Below are 17,529 nucleotides of genomic sequence, written 5' to 3' on the forward strand. Positions count from 1 at the left end.
TTACAGCGGGGGGCTGAGTTCTTCAGTGATGGCCTGGATAAAGGCTTGGATCACGTCTTCATTGCGGCGGAAAAAGTGCCATTGCCCGGCTTTCTGGCTGCTGATCAAGCCTGCGCGTTGCAGGGTCGCCAAGTGCGCCGACACGGTGGATTGCGACAGGCCGCAGCGTTGGTCGATCTGGCCGGCGCAGATGCCGTACTCGTGGTTGTGCACTTGCTCGGGGAACTGCACTTTCGGGTCTTTCAGCCAGTTGAGAATGTCTCGCCGTACTGGGTGTGCCAGGGCTTTTATTATTTCGTCGAGGTCAATGGACATGGCAGGGCTCGGTGTTGGTAAAACGTTATATCGCGATGAGGCGAACTTTAAATCGCTATATCCCGATATACCAATACGATTTTGATCTTGTTACCAGATAAATCGGTATATCGGGTTATAACGATGCATTGATGGCAGTGCTAAACTGCGCGCCATGAATTATCTCGCACATCTGCACCTTGGCGGCCAACTTCCTGCACAACTGCTGGGTAGCCTCTATGGTGATTTCGTCAAAGGCCGCCTGCAGGGCCAGTACAGCCCGCAAATCGAGGCGGGGATCCAGTTGCATCGCGCCATCGACCGTTTCACCGACAGCCACCCACTGGTCGGGCAGGCATTGTCACGGTTCACCCTGACCCGGCGGCGCTATGCGGGGATCGTCCTCGACGTGTTCTTCGACCATTGTCTGGCGCGGGATTGGGCGCAGTATGCCGAGCAGCCGCTGGAGCGCTTTACCTCCCAGGTGTACCAGGTGCTGGCGGCAGAGCCGCAGTTGCCGGGGCGCCTGGCGCAGATTGCGCCGTATATGGCGGCCGATGACTGGCTGGGCTCCTACCGCGAGTTCGCGGTGATGGAGCAAGTGCTGCGGGGGATTTCCCGGCGCCTGAGCCAACCCCAGGAACTGGGGCAGGCGATGCAGGAGTTGCGGCTGTTGTATGAGCCGTTGAGCGAGGACTTCCGGGTGTTCTATCCCCAACTGCAGGTGTTTTGCGCCCAACACGCCACCTCTATGTAGGAGCGAGCTTGCTCGCGAAGAACGTCAACGATAACGCAGCACATCTGGTTTATCGCGGCGCTCTCAGGTTCTTCGTCGGAACGCCGCCCGGAGCCAAGCTCGCTCCTACAGGGAGGCTCAGGCAGCGGCCAGTGTGCCTATTTGCCCTGGTTCTGCTGGCTGGGCCACCTCGCCGAACAATGCCTTGTGCACCGCCTGCTGCGCCTGATACGCCAGCGCTGCACGCTCCTGTCCGGCGCAGGCAATGGGCTTGAGCAGATGAATCTCAACGTCGCCCTGATCATTGCCAAACAGGCGCATCAGGTGCGAGAGCAAATCATCATCACCAATAAACGGTGCGAGCGGATCGATCTGCCCATCGCGCACATAACGGATAGCCACCGGCTGCAGCGCCACGTCGGCATCAATTGCACTGGCCAGCAACCGGCCATGGAAGGTGCGCAGGCTGCGGCCATCGGTGGTGGTGCCCTCAGGGAACATCAGCAGCGGGTGTTTTTGCTGCAGATGACGGGTCATCTGCTTGCGGATCAATTGGCTGTCACCTGAACCACGGCGGATAAATAGGCTGCCGGCCTTGGCCGCCAGCCAACCGGCCACCGGCCAGGTACGCACTTCGGCCTTGGACAGGAACGACAGCGGTGCCACCATGCCCAGCAGCGGGATGTCCGTCCATGACACATGGTTGCTGACCCACAGCATCGGCTGTTGCGGCAGCTCGCCGTGCACGGTCACGCGAAAGGGCAGGGCATTGCTCAAGCGCGCCATGAAAAACCGCGACCAGCGCTGGCGCCGCACCATGGAGTTGGCAACCCCCAGGCGCTCGAACAGACCAAACACCCCGGCCATGCTCAAGCCCAGGCTTACCACCAGCAGCACGCGGGCGATCCGCCCGTAGACCCGCAGGCGCCCCATCACATGGCCGCCTTGAAGTGGCGGGCATAACGCGGGCACAACTCGTCGCGCTTGAGCAGGATGAACACGTCAGCCACCTGGAAATCCTCGTCCCAGCATGGCTCACCGCAGATCTTCGCGCCCAGGCGCATGTAGGCCTTGAGCAGCGGCGGCATTTCGGCGATGACGTTGGACGGCAGGTCCAGGCTCGGCAGCGGTTTTTTCGGTTCGGCGCGCAGGTGCTCGTTGCACAGATAGCGTTCGCGCAGGCGTTGCATGATTGCGTGGGCCTGGATGCCACCGTCGTGCATCGGGATGCTGGCGCAGCCCATCAGGTAGCTGTAGCCGCCCTGGTTTAGGACTTCGGCCAGTTCGCCCCACAGCACCGCGATGGTGCCGCCGTTGCGATAGGCCGGGTCGACGCAGGTACGACCGATCTCCAGGATCGGCCCTTGCAGATGCAACAGGCCGTGGAGGCTGAATTCTTCTTCGCTGTAGAACCGGCCCAAGGTGCTGGCCGCCTGGTGATCCAGCAGCCGGGTAGTGGCAACCAGTCGCCCGGTGTTCAAGTCCCGTACGCCAATGTGGCTGCAGTGAACATCATAGTCATCCATGTCCAGGCCCAGTTCCGCGCCTTTGAGCTTGGCATTGAACTCGCCGCTGAAAACGGTGAAACGCAGGGCCTGGGCTTCCTGCAAAGCCTGGGCGCCGATCAGGCGTTCGGCTTGCAGACGGCGTTCATTGCCGGTGTCACTGATGCGGGCGATCTGAGTCATGGCGAGTCTCCAGGTGCCGGCCAGGGTTGCGGCCAGTCGACTTTGTTGTGCAAAGTCAGGCTATGTACCCCCGGTGTCATCTCCATGAATCTACGGTGACGCTTAGATGACAGCCCCCAAGGAGCCCTCCATGCCCTGGCACGCTTTGCTCGATCGACCCGACCGACTGCCCGTCCACGCCAACCTGGCCGAGGGCTACAGCGTTTTATTGCAACGCCTGGGGCAGGTGACGCCCTTTGAACTGGCAACTCAGGGTGCGCGCCTGATGGCCACGCCCGGCCGGGCATTTCTGGTGGGTTATCAAGCAGCTTTGCGCGCGTTATGGCCCAGCGCGCCCCACAGCCTGGGCGCCTTGTGTGCGACCGAACAGCGCAGCCTGCGCCCAGTGGACATGCAAACGCGCCTGGACGACTTGCGCCTGAGCGGGCGCAAGGACTTCGTCACCGCCGGCGACGCCGCCGACTGGCTACTGATCGCCGCGCGTTGCGAGGCCGCCGATGAAAAGCCGCGCCTGAGCCTGGCAGTGGTGCTGGCCGGCGAGCCCGGCGTACGCGTCGAGCCCTTGCCCGCGATCCCGTTGATGCCCGATATCAGCCACGGGCGCGTCCACCTCGACCATGCCGCCTGCGAACGTTTGCCAGGGGATGGCTGGGACGACTACGTCAAACCCTTCCGCACGCTGGAAGACACCTATGTCTTGAGCGCGATGACCGCCTGGCTGCATGGCATCGGCCAGGAGTGTGATTGGCCCCAGACCCTGCGTTTGCAGTTATTGGCGTTGCTGGCCGGCTGTGCCGAAGTCATTCGCCAGCCCACGGCCTCGGCGGCAGGGCATGTGTTGTTGGGGGGATTGTTTGCGCAGTTCGAGGCGCTGAAGCCGCAGGTCAATCAAGCGATGAGTGAAGGGGCGTGGGCCGCCATGTGGCAGCGCGACCAAGCCGTGCTGGACCTTGCCGCCAGCGCCCGGGCCAAACGCCTGGAAAAAGCCCTGAACCCATCCCCCTGAGCTTATGTGGCGAGCGGGCTTGGATTTATGCGGCGCGGCAAACCGATGACCTGTCGCCAAACCGTCATTTATCTGCATTAGGCTCGCCGGTTTGAATGCCCCCGAGTGCTTGTCCATGGTCAAAGGCCTGCTGTGTGTCGCCTTGCTGCTGTTCACCGCTACCGCACACGCCCAGGCCTGGCCGGCGAAGGATTGGTCCCAGGGCGCGCCATTGACCGGCCCCGCCTTGAACGCGCTGGAGGACTATGCATTCCCGGCCCGCAATGACCTCACCCGCCAAGGCATCCGCACCGACGCGCTCTTGGTGATCCGCGACGGCGAAGTCATTTATGAACGCTACGCTGCACCCACTACCGCAAGCACGCCGCACCTGACCTGGTCCATCAGCAAAAGCCTGCTGGCCACGGTGTTGGGCGTTGCCTATGGCGAAGGCCGCTTCAAACTGAGCGACCCGGTCGCGCGTTTCTATCCGCCGATGAAGCAACACCCGAGCATCACCCTGGCGCACCTGCTGAACTGGACCTCAGGCCTGGACTGGCAGGAAGACTACGAATACGCGCCGCTGAAATCCTCGGTGGTGGCCATGCTCTACACCCGTGGCCGCGCCGATATGGCGCAGTTTGCCGCCGACACCCACACCTTCGCAGCAGCAGGCCAGGCATTTCGCTACTCCAGCGGCGACAGCAATCTGGCGTCCGCTGCTCTCAAGGGCATGCTGGGCCATAGGGCTTATGTCGATTACCCGTGGACCGCACTGTTCACGCCCTTGGGGATCCGCAGCGCCACCTGGGAAAGTGACGCCAATGAAACCTTCGTCGCCTCGTCCTATGCCTATATGACTGCCCGCGATCTGGCGCGCATTGGCTTGTTGATGGCGCGGGACGGGCGCTGGGGCGAGCGGCAATTGCTGCCCCAGGCGTGGGTCGACTTCAATCGCCAACCCCTGGCGCAGTACACGGCGGACCAGGACGAAGCGGTGCCCGGCGGCCACTGGTGGCTCAACCGTCAAGTGCAGGGCGCTGCCCGGCCCTGGCCGGATGCGCCCGACGATACCTTCGCGGCCTTGGGGCACTGGGGCCAGGCGTTGTATGTGTTGCCCCAGGCAAGGTTGGTGATCGTGCGCTATGGCGATGACCGCGATGGCAGCTATCGCCACAACGAACTGCTCAAGCGCGTGCTCGCGGCGGTGCAACCATGATCCATCGTCGCCCGCTTCTCAGCCTGTTTCTCCTGCTGTTGTTCGCTTTGCTGGGTTGGCTCTGGCACGAGCGCGTCAACCTGCAAGCCTTCCCTGACATCATCGCCGCCTATACCGCCAAGGAGTACTGCTCGTGTCGGTATGTGGCGGGCAACCCGGCGGACTATTGCCTGGGCTATGTGAAGCAATACATCCCCACCAGCGCCTTTGCCGATCACCCGCAGACGCGCCTGGTCACCGCCAGCGGCCTGGGCCGCAGCCACAGCGCCCAATGGCTGGGCGAGCGCCAGGGTTGCCGCCTGCTGCCCTGAGGTTCCACAGGGTGGAACCACCTTTGATTGTCCTCGCACGCCCATCGCGGTTATCTGTGGCGGTGCCACAAAAAAGAACGGGAATACCCGCCTGCGAGGAGAGTCACCATGAGCCCACACCAGCACATCCTGGATTGGCTGAGCGATGTCGCCAGCGACCTGCACGCCGTGCGCCAGGATATCCACGCCCACCCCGAACTGGGGTTTGAAGAAAACCGCACCTCGGCCCTGGTCGCCCAATCCCTGAAAAACTGGGGCTACGAAGTGCATACCGGCATCGGTCGCACCGGCGTGGTCGGCGTGCTGCGCAATGGCAGCAGCTCGCGCACCCTGGGGATTCGGGCCGACATGGACGCCTTGCCGATCATCGAAAACACCGGCGTCGCCTACAGCAGCCAACACGCCGGCTGCATGCATGCCTGCGGTCACGACGGTCACACCGCCATGCTGTTGGGCGCTGCGCGTTACCTGGCGGCGACGCGTCAGTTCGACGGCACCCTCAACCTGATTTTCCAGCCGGCCGAAGAAGGCCAGGGCGGCGCTGAAGCGATGCTCGCCGATGGCTTGCTGGAGCGCTTCCCCTGCGATGCCCTGTTCGGCATGCACAATATGCCCGGCTTGCCCGCCGGCCACCTGGGCCTGCGGACCGGGCCGATGATGGCTTCCCAGGACCTGCTCACCGTGACCCTCGAAGGTGTCGGCGGCCACGGCTCCATGCCGCATCTGACTGTGGACCCGCTGGTGGCGGCCGCCAGTACGGTGATGGCGTTGCAGACAGTGGTCGCGCGCAACATCAATGCCCAGGAAGCGGCGGTGGTTACGGTCGGCGCCCTGCAAGCGGGGCAAGCGGCCAACGTGATCCCCCAGCAGGCCGTATTGCGCCTGAGCCTGCGCGCCCTCAATGCACCGGTGCGCGAGCAGATGCTGGAGCGGGTCAAGGCGATTATCCAGACCCAGGCCCAGAGCTTTGGCTGTACCGCGCAGATCGAACATCGCCCGGCCTATCCGGTGCTGGTCAACCATGCCGACGAAACCGAGTTCGCCCGCCAGGTCGGTATTGCCTTGCTCGGCGAGGAGGCGGTCGACGCCAACACGCCCAAGTTGATGGGCAGCGAAGACTTCGCCTGGATGCTCCAGCGCTGCCCCGGCAGCTACCTGTTTATCGGCAACGGCGTGTCGCGGCCGATGGTCCACAACCCCGCCTATGACTTCAACGACGAGATCCTGCTGACCGGTGCCGCCTACTGGGGTGCCTTGGCCGAGAGCTGGCTCAAACCGGCCTGAACCCCCTGCCTTTTTCCTGCCGCTGGACCTTTCCTCAACAGGTTGAATGGAGTGTTCTCATGCAGACTTCAATAAAAGGCGTGTCCCGCACCCGGCAAGTGGTAGCGGCGGTGGTCGGCAACGCGCTGGAGTGGTACGACTTCATCGTCTATGGTTTTCTGGCCAGCATCATCGCCCGGCAGTTCTTCCCCTCGGACGACGAATACGCCTCGCTGTTGATGGCCCTGGCCACCTTCGGCGTGGGCTTCTTCATGCGCCCGGTGGGCGGCATCCTGCTGGGTATGTACGCCGACCGCAAAGGCCGCAAGGCCGCCATGCAACTGATTATTCGCTTGATGACCGTGTCTATCGCACTGATCGTATTTGCCCCCAACTACGCCGCCATCGGCATGGGCGCGCCGCTGTTGATCGTGGTGGCGCGCATGCTCCAGGGCTTTGCCACGGGCGGTGAATATGCCAGCGCCACGGCGTTTCTGGTGGAAAGCGCACCGGCCCATCGCAAGGGCTTATACGGCTCCTGGCAATTGGTCGGGCAGTGCCTGGCGGTGTTTGGCGGCGCGGCGATGGTAGCGCTGGTCACGCACTTTTTTACTCCAGAAACCCTCGACCTGTGGGGCTGGCGCCTGCCGTTTGTGTTCGGCCTGCTCATCGGCCCGGTGGGCTTGTGGATTCGCCGGCATATGGAAGACCCCGAGGAATTTATCGAAGCGCGCAAACAGGCCACCGGCCCGGCGCCGAGCCTGATGACGGTGCTGCGTGAGCATCGGCGCAGCATCCTGGTGAGCATGGGCCTGGCCTGTGGCGCGACGGTGTCGTTCTACGTGGTGCTGGTGAATATGCCGACCTTCGCCCACAAGAACCTGGGCCTGCCCCTGGATCAGGTATTGATGGTGCAGATGTTCGCCGTGGCGCTGATGACCGTGGTGATTCCGCTGTCTGGCCTGTTGTCCGATCGTCTGGGCCGGCGACCGGTGTTGATGGGCTTCACCCTGGCGTTTTTCGTGATGGTTTACCCGCTGTACGTGTGGGTCGCGGCGGCGCCGTCCATCGAGCGGTTGCTGGTGATGCAAGTGATGTTGTGCATCGCCATCGGCGGCTTCTTCGGCCCGGCGCCGACGGCCCTGGCCGAACAGTTTCCCATCGAGGTGCGCTCCACCGGGGTGTCAGTGGCGTACAACGTGGCGGTGATGGTGTTTGGTGGCTTTGCTCCGCTGATCGTCACCTGGCTGAGCAAAGAGCTGGGCACCCCGGTGGCCCCGGCGTTTTATGTGCTGTTCGCTTGCGTCCTGACGCTGCTGGGCACTTACTGCATGCATGAAGCGCCGAGGGCCGCAGCACCGGCGCGCTTTACCAAGGGAGTGAAGCCTTGAACATTGTTGAGCTCGATGCAATTGCGTTGTCCCAGGCGATCCACGCTCGGCAGGTGTCGTGTCATGAAGTGATGCAGGCTTATCTGGCGCAGATCGCGCGTTTCAACCCGTCGGTCAATGCCCTGGTGTCGTTGCGCGACGAAGAGCACGTGCTGGCCGAGGCCCGGGATTGTGACCGGGAGCTGGACCAGGGCCGCTCCCGTGGCTGGATGCATGGCATGCCCCAGGCGATCAAGGATCTGGCGGCAACCAAGGGCTTGCGCACGACCATGGGCTCGCCGCTGTTCGTCGAACAGATCCCCGTTGAAGACGCCATCGCCGTGGCCCGGGTGCGGGCCAGTGGTGCGATTATCATCGGCAAGAGCAACGTGCCGGAGTTTGGCCTGGGTTCCCAGACCTACAACAGCGTGTTCGGCACCACCGGCAATGCCTACGACCCCGCGTTGGTGGCCGGCGGCAGCAGCGGCGGGGCGGCGGTGGCCTTGGCGCTGCGCATGCTGCCGGTGGCCGATGGCAGCGACATGATGGGCTCGCTGCGCAACCCGGCAGCGTTCAATAACGTGTTTGGCCTGCGCCCGTCCCAGGGCCGCGTGCCCCATGGGCCGGCACCGGAGGTGTTTGTCCAGCAGTTGGCCACCGAAGGCCCGATGGGCCGCAGCGTGGCGGATGTGGCGCGGTTGTTGAGCATCCAGGCGGGCTTCGATGCGCGGGTGCCGTTGTCGCTCAAGGACGATCCGAGCGTATTCGGCGCGCCGTTGGCCCGTGATTTCAAGGGTACGCGCCTGGGCTGGCTGGGGGACTACAACGGCTATCTGCCGATGGACGATGGCGTGCTGAGTTTGTGTGAATCCGCCCTCGGCGATTTCAGTGCGTTGGGCTGCGAAGTGGAAGGCTGCCAGCCGGACTTTTCCATGGAGCGCCTGTGGCACACCTGGCTGGTGCATCGTCATTGGCTGGTGCAGGGCGCGCTGGGGGCGGCGTATGCCGACCCGCAAAAACGTGGGTTGCTCAAGCCTGAAGCGCAGTGGGAAGTGGAGGGCGGCCTGGGCTTGAGCGCGGCGGATGTTTATCAGGCCTCGTTGGCGCGCAGCGAGTGGTACCGCGCCCTGGCCAAGTTGTTCGAGCGTTACGATTTTCTGCTGTTGCCCAGTGCCCAAGTGTTCCCTTTCGATGCACAACAGCACTGGCCGCGTGTCGTTGGAGGGCGAACCATGGACACCTATCACCGCTGGATGGAGGTAGTGATCGGCCCGACATTGGCCGGCCTGCCGAGCATGAGTGTGCCGGTGGGCTTCAACCCCTAAGGCTTGCCCATGGGCCTGCAAATCATCGGCCCGGCCCAGGCGGATCGCGCCGTACTGCAACTGGCCTACGCCCATGAGCAACTGACGCATTGGGTCCAGCGCAGCCCTCCGCAATGCTTGAGGGCGAACGCCTGAGGGGAGGGCGGCCTGTATCTTGCTGTGAAATTCGATCATCCATCAGCAACCGGGAGATCAAGCCATGGGCAGCAACGCCGACACAGGTACTGTGCGCTCAGTGGAGCGGGCACTGGCCATCATCGAGTTGCTCGGCGAGCACCAGGCCCTGGGGCTTGAGGAGCTGCATTACCTGACGCGCTTGCCCAAGGCGACGGTGTCGCGGATGTTGCTGACCTTGCAGGAGCAGGGCTGGATCTACCGTGGCCTGAGCGACCGGCGTTATCGCATCAGCGCCCAGCGCTTGTTCGGCGATACCCAGCAACGCTTCAAGCGCCGCCTGGTGGAATGTGCGGCGCCGTGGCTGCTGGAACTGAGCGAACGCACCGGGTTGGTGGCGGACTTGTCGAACTTCGACGGCGAGCGCCTGGAAGTCATGGAAAGCGCGATCCCCACGGTGCTGCGCAAGCTGTACCCCAACAACTGCCAGATCGTCGGCCAGCATGCCAGCCTGTTCCACTCGGCCATGGGCAAGGCGTGCCTGGCCGAGTTGGCTGCCGATGAAGTCCAGCGCCTGGCCAGCCGCGAGCATGTGCCGGCCGACGATCAGTACCGTGCTTGCGAGCAATCCCAGCACCAGGGGTTTGGCCAGCGTACCGAAGGGTACTGGGAGTATCCGGTGCGCTTGCCATTTCTGATCCGTGCGGTGGCGTTGCCGGTACGGGCCAACGGGCGGTTGGTGGGGAGCATGGCGTTGCATTGGCCGATGCACCAGGCGCCAGTGGAGCGGGTGTTGAGTCTGCATCTGGCTAGCCTGGAGGCGACCGTGCAAGGCGTGCAGCACGCACTGGCCTGACGCCGGATCGGGCTTGTGTGGGAGCGGGCTTGCCCGCGATAGCGGTGGGTCAGTCAACTATCTATTAACTGACCCTCTGCTATCGCGGGCAAGCCCGCTTGTATGTTTAGACTTGAAGGGGTGGGCGGCGACTAAAAGCCCGATTCCGACTCTAGCCAGTACGGACCGTGGGAGACTTCTCGTCCCGCCCTTTCTACCCTAAGCGCCGATAAGGAATTCATCGGGAAAACCGACAATAGAGGCAAGCCAGCGCTGGGATAGACCCCGACAAGCCCTTAAACCCTAGCTCCGAGGATTAGTTATGACAATCCTTACTTCACCAACGGTTGTGGGTATCGATGTGGCCAAGGCCGAAATCGTTGCCTACCGCGAAGACCTCAACGCCACTCAAGCCATTGCCAACGACCGCGATGCTCTTGGTCGCTGGCTCAACACATTACCTGCCAACAGCTCAATTGCCCTGGAAGCCACCAGCACTTACCACTTGGACACAGCTGAACTCGCCCATGAAATAGGACATCGGGTTTACGTTGTAGACGCTTATCGGTTGAGCCATTACCGCGAAAGCATTGGCCAGCGGGCGAAAACCGACCCTTGTGATGCACGTTTATTAGCGCGCTACCTGAGCAGCGAGCAGAAACGGCTACGGCTCTGGAGTCCACCTCCGCAGGCTTACAAGTTATTGAAAAGCTTGCTGCACCGACGTGCAGAGCTTATCAACTTGCGTGTAAGCCTTACACTGAGCTGGTCAGGCGAACCGCTTTTGAAAGACGAGTTGGCCCAGCAGTTAAAGTCCTTCAAACAAGCTGAGCAGGTCATTCAGAAGTTGCTGCACAAGGTCAGTAAAGAGGCGGGCATCACCGAAAATATCAAGCGCTGCAAAGCCATTGAGGGAGTGGGTGATCTTACGGCTACTGGTCTAGCGACAGCCTTCATGCGCGGTCAGTTCGCCAATGGCGATGCATTCATCGCTTTCTTGGGGATGGATCTGAGACCAAAAGATTCCGGAAAAAAGGCCGGCCCTCGGCACTTGAGTAAAAAGGGCGATTCAGAGTTGCGGCGCCTTGCTCACAACGCAGCGATGGCCGCTAGCCGATCTGCGACCTGGAAACCGTACTACGAGTCCTACCTAGCCCGGGGGACTGGCAAAGACCCAAGCCCTGGTGATCCTCGCCCGCAAGCTCTGCCGAGTGGCATTCGCGCTGATGAAAAACCAGAGCGAATACCAGCCGAACTTAAGGTTGCAGGGTTTACCTGCAACATAGAATCTCCCACATTTAAATTGCCGGGGCCGTTAGATTGCGTGCGGCAAGCCGGCCAGTTAATGTTCGGGCAGGTTTTTCTCCGTGCGAGTGTTCAATGTTCAACACATCCATCCTCAAGCCCCTGGCGCTCTTGCTGCTGGCCGCTGCCGCCGTGCCCGCGCAGGCCGCCTGGTACCTGGATAACGAATCCTCAAGGCTGTCGTTCGTCACCACCAAAAACACTGACCTGTCTGAAGTCCAGCGCTTCCTGGTGCTGCACGGCAAGGTCGACGAGAACGGCGCGGCGCAGTTGGAGGTGGAGCTGGAGTCGATCAACAGCGGCATCCCGTTACGCGATGAGCGCATGCGCAACGACCTGTTCCAGATCAAGACCCACCCCGATGCGCTGATCAACGCACAAATCAACCTGCAACCTATCAACGACTTGGCCACCGGCGCGCAGTTGGAGTTGCGCCTACCGCTATCGGTCACCCTGCATGGCAAGACCCAGACCTACAACGCCGAACTACTGGCGACGCGCCTGGATGATCGGCGTTTCCAGGTGGTGACCCTGGAGCCGCTGGTGTTGCACGCCAAGGATTTTGACTTGCTCTCTGGCATAGAGACTTTGCGCAAGGCTGCCGGCCTGGATGCGATCAGCCTGTCGGTGCCGGTGGGTGCGGTGCTGATTTTCACGGCGCGCTGACATGAGCGGCGCGGTGTTCCCCTGGCGCAGCGCCAATCGCTTCGAATTGCTGATCGACGGCCCGAACTTTTTCCCGCAGATGCTGGTGGCGATCGCCCGCGCCGAACGCCAGGTGGAGCTTGAGCTGTATCTGGTGGAGGCGGGCGCCTGTGCCGAGGAGATGGTCAAGGCGCTGGTGCACGCGGCCGAGCGCGGGGTACAGGTGCGCTGCCTGTTCGATGATTACGGCAGCCTGGCCTTTACCCTGGGCCTGCGGCGCCGCTTGACCGAGGCCGGGGTGGAGCTGCGCTTCTACAATCGCCTGCGTTGGCGCCGTTGGATGCGCAACCTCTATCGCGACCACCGCAAGCTGTTGCTGGTCGACCAGAGCATCGCCGTGGTGGGCGGCACCGGGGTCACCGATGAGTTCTGGACGCCAGGGCAGGACACCTGTGAGTGGCACGAAGTCATGGTGCAAATCAGCGGCCCGCTGGTGCTCGACTGGCAAGCCCTGTTCGACCGCCAGTGGCGGGTCAACGACCACCGCCGTGCCTGGAAGCCGGCCACGCATTTTGGTTTGCCGCGCTTGCCCAAAGTGCCAGCAACCGGCCCAGGCCTGGGGCGGGTGGCGTATGCCGACGCGGGCCAGCATCGAGACATTTTGCAATCGCTGATCCGCGCCCTGAACAGCGGCCAGCGCCGTATCTGGCTGGCCACGCCGTACTTCTTGCCCACTTGGGGTGTACGCCGGGCCCTGCGCCGTGCGGCCGGGCGCGGTGTGGACGTGCGTCTGCTGCTGACCGGGCCGCGCACCGACCATCCTTCGGTGCGCTACGCCGGGCACCGGTATTACCCGCGCCTGCTCAAGTCCGGGGTGCAGATCTTCGAATACCAGCCCTGTTTCCTGCACCTGAAGATGGTGCTGGTGGACGATTGGGTGAGCATCGGCTCGTGCAATTTCGATCACTGGAACCTGCGCTTCAACCTGGAGGCCAACCTGGAAGCGCTGGACCCGGCGTTGACGCTGGCGGTAGTGGGCAGTTTCGAGCGCGATTTTGCCCAGAGCCAGGCGGTCAGCCTGGAGGCATGGAAGGCCCGACCGTTGTGGCGGCGGGTGAAGCAGCGGGTGTGGGGCTGGATTGACCGGTTGGTGGTCAATCTGCTGGATCGAAGAGGGTAGGAAGCACACCGCAATCAATTGTAGGAGCTGGCTTGCCTGCGATGGCCATAAGTATCTACACAACTTTCAGAAACTGACGAACTCCCCCGTGGCGAGCGGGCTTGCCCCGCGCTGGGCTGCGAAGCAGCCCCAAAACCAGCCGCTGGGGTGTATCTGGTACAACGCATTCGGCTTATTGGGGCTGCTTCGCAGCCCAGCGCGGGGCAAGCCCGCTCGCCACAACTGCGCTATCTGCCTGGATTTAAGCGTTGCGGCAAAGTTGTGTAGATACCTATGCTGCGATGGCGGCACCTCGGTCTATCAGTGCCACCGAGGTGTTGCCATCGCAGGCAAGCCAGCTCCCACATACCGCTTCAAATCACAGCAGTTCGAAACTCTGCTGCTGCACGTCCTGGGAGTCCAGGCCGATCTGCACATTGAACTGGCCAGGTTCGGCCGCGAACTTGAGCTGGGTGTTGTAGAACTTCAGGTCATCCTCGGTAATGCTGAAGTGCACCACCTTCGACTCACCGGCTTTGAGCAGGATCTTCTGGAAGTTCTTCAGTTCCTTGATCGGGCGGATCATTGAGCCCGCCACGTCCTGGATGTACAGCTGCACCACGGTTTCGCCATCCACCTTGCCGGTGTTTTTCAGGGTGACGCTGGCGTCCAGCTTACCGGTTTTGTTCAGGGTGGTGGACGACAGCGCCATGTCCGACAGGCTGAAGCGTGTGTAGCTCAGGCCATAACCGAATGGATACAGGGGGCCTGTGGTGTCGTCGAAGTACTGCGAGGTGTAGTTGCCCGGTTTGCCCGGCGTGAATGGCCGGCCAATGGTCAGGTGGTTGTAGTAGGTCGGAATCTGCCCCACGGAGCGTGGGAAGGTGATCGGCAGCTTGCCCGACGGGTTGTAGTCACCGAACAGCACGTCGGCAATCGCATTGCCGCCTTCGGTGCCGGCGAACCAGGTTTCCAGGATCGCATCGGCTTGCTGACTCTCTTCGAGGATCGACAGCGGCCGGCCGTTCATCAGCACCAGAACCAGCGGCTTGCCCGTGGCTTTCAAGGCCGTGATCAGGTCGCGCTGGCTTTGCGGGATGTTCAGGTCGGTCCGGCTCGATGATTCGTGGGACATGCCACGGGACTCGCCCACGGCGGCCACCACTACATCGGCGTTTTTCGCGGCCTTGACCGCTTCGTCGATCAGCACCTGGGCCGAGCGTGGGTCATCCACCACTTCCGGGGCATCGAAATTGAGGAAGTTGAGGTAGTCCACCACCGCCTTGTCGCTGGTGATGTTGGCGCCACGAGCGTAGATCACTTTGCCCTTTTCACCGATCACCGCGTTCATGCCGTCCAGCAGGGTGACCGATTGCGCAGGTTTACCGGCGGCGGCCCAACTGCCCATCATGTCGATGGGCGCCTTGGCCAGCGGGCCGACCAGAGCGATGGTCGCGGATTTCTTCAGGGGCAGGGTGTCGTTCTGGTTTTTCAGCAACACCAGGCTGCGCCGCGCGACGTCGCGGGCTTCGCTGCGGTGCAGGCGGCTTTCGGCATAGGTGTCGGCCGGATCATCTTCGGCCTTGCCGATACGCAGGTACGGGTCGGCGAACAGGCCCATGTCGTACTTGGCACCGAGTACTTCACGCACGGCGTTGTCGATGTCTTTTTGCTCGATCTCGCCGGATTTCAGCAGCCCTGGCAATTCCTTGCCGTAGAGCTGGTCGTTCATGCTCATGTCGATGCCGGCCTTGATCGCCAGCTTGGCCGCTTCGCGACCGTCCTTGGCGACGCCGTGCTTGATCAGTTCGAAGATCGCACCGTGGTCGCTCACGGTCAGGCCCTTGAAGCCCCACTCCTTGCGCAGCAGGTCGTTCATCAGCCAGGTGTTGGCGGTGGCGGGCACGCCGTTGATCGAGTTCAACGCCACCATCACCCCGCCGGCGCCGGCCTTGATCGCGGCGTGGTAGGGCGGCAGGTAGTCCTGGTACATCTTGACCGGGCTCATGTCGACCACGTTGTAGTCGCGCCCGCCTTCCACCGCGCCGTACAGGGCGAAGTGCTTGACGCTGGCCATGATGCTGTCGGCCTGGGCCGGGCTCGGGCCCTGGAAGGCCTTGACCATCACTTCGCTGATGCGCGACACCAGGTAGGTGTCTTCGCCGAAGCCTTCGGAGGTGCGGCCCCAACGGGCGTCGCGGGAGATATCGACCATTGGCGCGAAGGTAATGTCGAGGCTGTCTGCCGCCGCTTCTTTAGCGGCAATGCGTCCGGAGCGGCCGATGGCGTCCATGTCCCAGCTCGAGGCCAGGGCCAGGCTGATCGGGAAAATGGTGCGGTGGCCGTGGATCACGTCATAGGCGAAGAACATCGGGATCTTCAAGCGGCTGCGCATGGCCGCGTCCTGCATCGGACGGTTTTCCGGGCGGGTGATGGAGTTAAATGTGCCACCAATGCGCCCGGCGGCGATTTCCTTGCGGATCATCTCGCGCGGCATTTCCGGGCCGATGCTGATCAGGCGCAATTGGCCGATCTTTTCATCCAGGGTCATCTGCCCGAGCAGGTCGCTGACGAACGCGTCCTTGTCCTTAAGCGCAGCGGGCTTGGTCTCGGCAACGACGGAGTGACTGGCCAGAGTGGCAACAAGGCCCAGCAAACACAGCTTTTTCATGAATATCCTTTTTCGGCGTACTGCGCAGCGTCACGTAAACACTGCTCGGCCAAAATGTGGGGAGCGACTATTGTTGTTCGGGTGTTGTGTGGATAAATACCGCACACTTCTGGCTCTTTATGAACTATCCATAAAGAAGGGCATCTTTTAGCTGATTGGCTCGATGTAATCCAGTAGTGGCCGATTATGCCCCAAGCGCGTGATGTATAGGGTCAGTCGTCAAATTCCATAAGGTTGGTCAGGAGACACACCATGCAAGCAGCACAGACTATTCGATGGGGCTGGAAAGCCGCGGCCCTGCTACTGATCAGCAGCGTGCTGAGCGGTTGCGGCATCAACAAGATCCCGACCCTGGACGAACAGGTCAAGGCGGCCTGGGCCCAGGTGCAGAACCAGTACCAACGGCGCGCCGACCTGATCCCCAACCTGGTGGAAGTGGTCAAGGGCTACGCTGCCCATGAGCAGGACACCCTCACCGCCGTGATCGAAGCGCGGGCCAAGGCGACCTCGATCCAGGTCGATGCCAGCACCCTCGACAACCCGGAAAAACTCAAGCAGTTCCAGCAAGCCCAGGAAGGCCTGAGCGGTGCCCTCAGCCGCTTGATGGTGGTGTCCGAGCGCTATCCGGACCTCAAGGCCAACCAGAACTTCCTGGCCCTGCAATCGCAGCTTGAAGGCACCGAAAACCGCATCAGCGTGGCCCGTCGCGACTTTATCGCCGCTGTGCAGGCCTTCAACACCGAGATCCGCACGTTCCCTGGCCGCCTGTGGCACAGCGTGATGTACAGCGACTTGCCGGTGCGCGCCAACTTCGAGGCCACCAGTGCCGATGCCGATAAAGCGCCACAAGTGAAATTCTGATGACCCTGCGTGCTGGGTGGCTGGCAGCGCTGCTGCTGGCCGTGAGCCTGACTGCCCAGGCGGCGCCGGATTTTCCGGCGCTGACCGGGCGGGTGGTCGACAACGCGCAGATGATCGACCCGCCGGTGCGCGCGCAACTGAGCCAGCAATTGCAGGCGCTGGAGCAAACCAGCGGCGACCAGATAGTGGTAGTCACGGTGCCCGACCTGCAAGGCCTGCCCATTGAAGACTTCGGTTATCAACTGGGCCGGCACTGGGGTATCGGCCAGAAGGGCAAGGACAACGGCGCGCTGTTGATCGTGGCCCGGGACGAGCGCCAGTTGCGCATCGAAGTGGGCTACGGCCTGGAAGGCGTACTGACCGACGCGCAGTCGTGGGTGATCATCAACCAGGTAATTGCGCCCAAGTTCAAGGCGGGCAATTTCACCCAAGGCATCAGCGACGGCGTTGCCGCCATGATCCAGGTGGTTGGCGGCGAGCCGCTGGCCGTGCCGGCCCATGTGGCTGACCCTAACTTCGCCAAGGACAACCCGGTGTTTTCCATCGGTTTGTTCATTCTGTTGCTGGTGGTGTTGTGGCTGTGCAATCGCATGGGCCTGCCGGTAGGCGCCATTTTGCTGGCGATTCTCAGCAGCAGTGGGCGTGGCGGCGGTGGCGGCGGGGGCGGTGGCTTCAGGGGCGGCGGTGGCGGTTTTGGCGGCGGCGGGGCTTCGGGTGGCTGGTAATGACAATAACTAAAGAGCATCTA

The 17,529-nt window shown here is 62.4% G+C and carries 15 protein-coding genes and 2 pseudogenes; 13 read left to right on the plus strand and 4 right to left on the minus strand.

Annotation, left to right across the window (positions count from 1 at the left end):
- Entirely contained in the window at window positions 1-315 is a 315-nt protein-coding gene (locus JTY93_RS06260; RefSeq protein ID WP_029297039.1) for an ArsR/SmtB family transcription factor, read from the minus strand.
- Between the two features lie 154 nt (window positions 316-469).
- Between JTY93_RS06260 and JTY93_RS06265 the strand changes: the two genes are divergently transcribed.
- Window positions 470-1,051 (plus strand): acyl carrier protein phosphodiesterase, encoded by a 582-nt coding sequence (locus JTY93_RS06265; RefSeq protein WP_205476220.1) that lies wholly within the window; start codon window positions 470-472, stop codon window positions 1,049-1,051.
- A 117-nt stretch (window positions 1,052-1,168) separates the two neighbouring features.
- Here the strand turns inward: JTY93_RS06265 and JTY93_RS06270 are convergent, their stop codons facing one another.
- Window positions 1,169-1,963: a lysophospholipid acyltransferase family protein gene (locus tag JTY93_RS06270; RefSeq protein WP_205476219.1), complete on the minus strand. Its 795-nt coding sequence runs from the start codon at window positions 1,961-1,963 to the stop codon at window positions 1,169-1,171.
- A complete protein-coding gene (gene olsB / locus JTY93_RS06275) occupies window positions 1,963-2,718 on the minus strand; it encodes an L-ornithine N(alpha)-acyltransferase (RefSeq protein WP_029297033.1) in 756 nt (251 codons plus the stop codon). Before olsB ends, JTY93_RS06270 begins: the two co-directional genes overlap by 1 nt.
- A 130-nt stretch (window positions 2,719-2,848) precedes the next feature.
- On the opposite strand from olsB, the gene JTY93_RS06280 reads away from it, so the two are divergent.
- The 10 genes and pseudogenes from JTY93_RS06280 to JTY93_RS06325 all read left to right on the plus strand — a co-directional run bounded on the left by JTY93_RS06280 (window position 2,849) and on the right by JTY93_RS06325 (window position 13,270).
- Window positions 2,849-3,724 carry an acyl-CoA dehydrogenase middle domain-containing protein gene (locus tag JTY93_RS06280; RefSeq protein WP_205476218.1) on the plus strand — a complete coding sequence of 292 codons (876 nt, stop codon included), beginning with the start codon at window positions 2,849-2,851 and terminating at the stop codon, window positions 3,722-3,724.
- 115 nt (window positions 3,725-3,839) lie between these two features.
- Window positions 3,840-4,922, plus strand: a complete 1,083-nt coding sequence (locus tag JTY93_RS06285; protein WP_205476217.1) for a serine hydrolase domain-containing protein — start codon at window positions 3,840-3,842, stop codon at window positions 4,920-4,922.
- Complete coding sequence (locus tag JTY93_RS06290; RefSeq protein WP_205476216.1) at window positions 4,919-5,233, plus strand: amidase; 315 nt, start codon at window positions 4,919-4,921, stop codon at window positions 5,231-5,233. The genes JTY93_RS06285 and JTY93_RS06290 overlap by 4 nt, the downstream gene beginning before the upstream one ends.
- 108 nt (window positions 5,234-5,341) lie before the next feature.
- Window positions 5,342-6,517 (plus strand): M20 aminoacylase family protein, encoded by a 1,176-nt coding sequence (locus JTY93_RS06295; protein ID WP_205476215.1) that lies wholly within the window; start codon window positions 5,342-5,344, stop codon window positions 6,515-6,517.
- Window positions 6,518-6,576: 59 nt separating this feature from the next.
- Window positions 6,577-7,887, plus strand: a complete 1,311-nt coding sequence (locus JTY93_RS06300) for a citrate-proton symporter (protein ID WP_029297023.1) — start codon at window positions 6,577-6,579, stop codon at window positions 7,885-7,887.
- Window positions 7,884-9,326 (plus strand): annotated as a pseudogene (locus tag JTY93_RS06305) (amidase). The gene JTY93_RS06300 and the pseudogene JTY93_RS06305 overlap by 4 nt, the downstream one beginning before the upstream one ends.
- Before the next feature lie 64 nt (window positions 9,327-9,390).
- Window positions 9,391-10,161, plus strand: coding sequence for an IclR family transcriptional regulator (locus JTY93_RS06310; RefSeq protein ID WP_029297019.1), 771 nt, complete (start codon window positions 9,391-9,393; stop codon window positions 10,159-10,161).
- 301 nt (window positions 10,162-10,462) lie between these two features.
- A pseudogene (locus JTY93_RS06315) lies at window positions 10,463-11,426 on the plus strand (IS110 family transposase).
- Between the two features lie 94 nt (window positions 11,427-11,520).
- Window positions 11,521-12,111 (plus strand): YceI family protein, encoded by a 591-nt coding sequence (locus JTY93_RS06320; RefSeq protein WP_205480940.1) that lies wholly within the window; start codon window positions 11,521-11,523, stop codon window positions 12,109-12,111.
- A gap of 1 nt (window position 12,112) precedes the next feature.
- The gene (locus JTY93_RS06325) at window positions 12,113-13,270 is read left to right on the plus strand and encodes a phospholipase D-like domain-containing protein (RefSeq protein ID WP_205480938.1); all 1,158 of its coding nucleotides are present in this window, start codon (window positions 12,113-12,115) and stop codon (window positions 13,268-13,270) included.
- Window positions 13,271-13,628: 358 nt separating this feature from the next.
- On the opposite strand, the gene bglX is transcribed toward JTY93_RS06325, so the two are convergent.
- Window positions 13,629-15,920 (minus strand): beta-glucosidase BglX, encoded by a 2,292-nt coding sequence (bglX, locus tag JTY93_RS06330; protein ID WP_205480870.1) that lies wholly within the window; start codon window positions 15,918-15,920, stop codon window positions 13,629-13,631.
- 252 nt (window positions 15,921-16,172) lie between these two features.
- Here bglX and JTY93_RS06335 point away from each other — a divergent pair, with 252 nt between their 5' ends.
- Both JTY93_RS06335 and JTY93_RS06340 read left to right on the plus strand, forming a co-directional pair.
- Window positions 16,173-16,781 (plus strand): LemA family protein, encoded by a 609-nt coding sequence (locus tag JTY93_RS06335; RefSeq protein WP_029297013.1) that lies wholly within the window; start codon window positions 16,173-16,175, stop codon window positions 16,779-16,781.
- Window positions 16,778-17,506 (plus strand): TPM domain-containing protein, encoded by a 729-nt coding sequence (locus JTY93_RS06340; protein ID WP_371923397.1) that lies wholly within the window; start codon window positions 16,778-16,780, stop codon window positions 17,504-17,506. The genes JTY93_RS06335 and JTY93_RS06340 overlap by 4 nt, the downstream gene beginning before the upstream one ends.
- Window positions 17,507-17,529: the final 23 nt, after the last annotated feature.

This window comes from Pseudomonas hygromyciniae (assembly GCF_016925675.1).
GTDB classification, from domain to species: Bacteria; Pseudomonadota; Gammaproteobacteria; order Pseudomonadales; family Pseudomonadaceae; genus Aquipseudomonas; species Aquipseudomonas hygromyciniae.

What these genes read in the sequence shown, in the direction of transcription:
- JTY93_RS06260 (WP_029297039.1), bottom strand. Translation starts at nt 315, where the DNA reads ATGTCCATTGACCTCGACGAAATAATAAAAGCCCTGGCACACCCAGTA.
- JTY93_RS06265 (WP_205476220.1), top strand. Translation starts at nt 470, where the DNA reads ATGAATTATCTCGCACATCTGCACCTTGGCGGCCAACTTCCTGCACAA.
- JTY93_RS06270 (WP_205476219.1), bottom strand. Translation starts at nt 1,963, where the DNA reads ATGGGGCGCCTGCGGGTCTACGGGCGGATCGCCCGCGTGCTGCTGGTG.
- olsB (WP_029297033.1), bottom strand. Translation starts at nt 2,718, where the DNA reads ATGACTCAGATCGCCCGCATCAGTGACACCGGCAATGAACGCCGTCTG.
- JTY93_RS06280 (WP_205476218.1), top strand. Translation starts at nt 2,849, where the DNA reads ATGCCCTGGCACGCTTTGCTCGATCGACCCGACCGACTGCCCGTCCAC.
- JTY93_RS06285 (WP_205476217.1), top strand. Translation starts at nt 3,840, where the DNA reads ATGGTCAAAGGCCTGCTGTGTGTCGCCTTGCTGCTGTTCACCGCTACC.
- JTY93_RS06290 (WP_205476216.1), top strand. Translation starts at nt 4,919, where the DNA reads ATGATCCATCGTCGCCCGCTTCTCAGCCTGTTTCTCCTGCTGTTGTTC.
- JTY93_RS06295 (WP_205476215.1), top strand. Translation starts at nt 5,342, where the DNA reads ATGAGCCCACACCAGCACATCCTGGATTGGCTGAGCGATGTCGCCAGC.
- JTY93_RS06300 (WP_029297023.1), top strand. Translation starts at nt 6,577, where the DNA reads ATGCAGACTTCAATAAAAGGCGTGTCCCGCACCCGGCAAGTGGTAGCG.
- JTY93_RS06310 (WP_029297019.1), top strand. Translation starts at nt 9,391, where the DNA reads ATGGGCAGCAACGCCGACACAGGTACTGTGCGCTCAGTGGAGCGGGCA.
- JTY93_RS06320 (WP_205480940.1), top strand. Translation starts at nt 11,521, where the DNA reads ATGTTCAACACATCCATCCTCAAGCCCCTGGCGCTCTTGCTGCTGGCC.
- JTY93_RS06325 (WP_205480938.1), top strand. Translation starts at nt 12,113, where the DNA reads ATGAGCGGCGCGGTGTTCCCCTGGCGCAGCGCCAATCGCTTCGAATTG.
- bglX (WP_205480870.1), bottom strand. Translation starts at nt 15,920, where the DNA reads ATGAAAAAGCTGTGTTTGCTGGGCCTTGTTGCCACTCTGGCCAGTCAC.
- JTY93_RS06335 (WP_029297013.1), top strand. Translation starts at nt 16,173, where the DNA reads ATGCAAGCAGCACAGACTATTCGATGGGGCTGGAAAGCCGCGGCCCTG.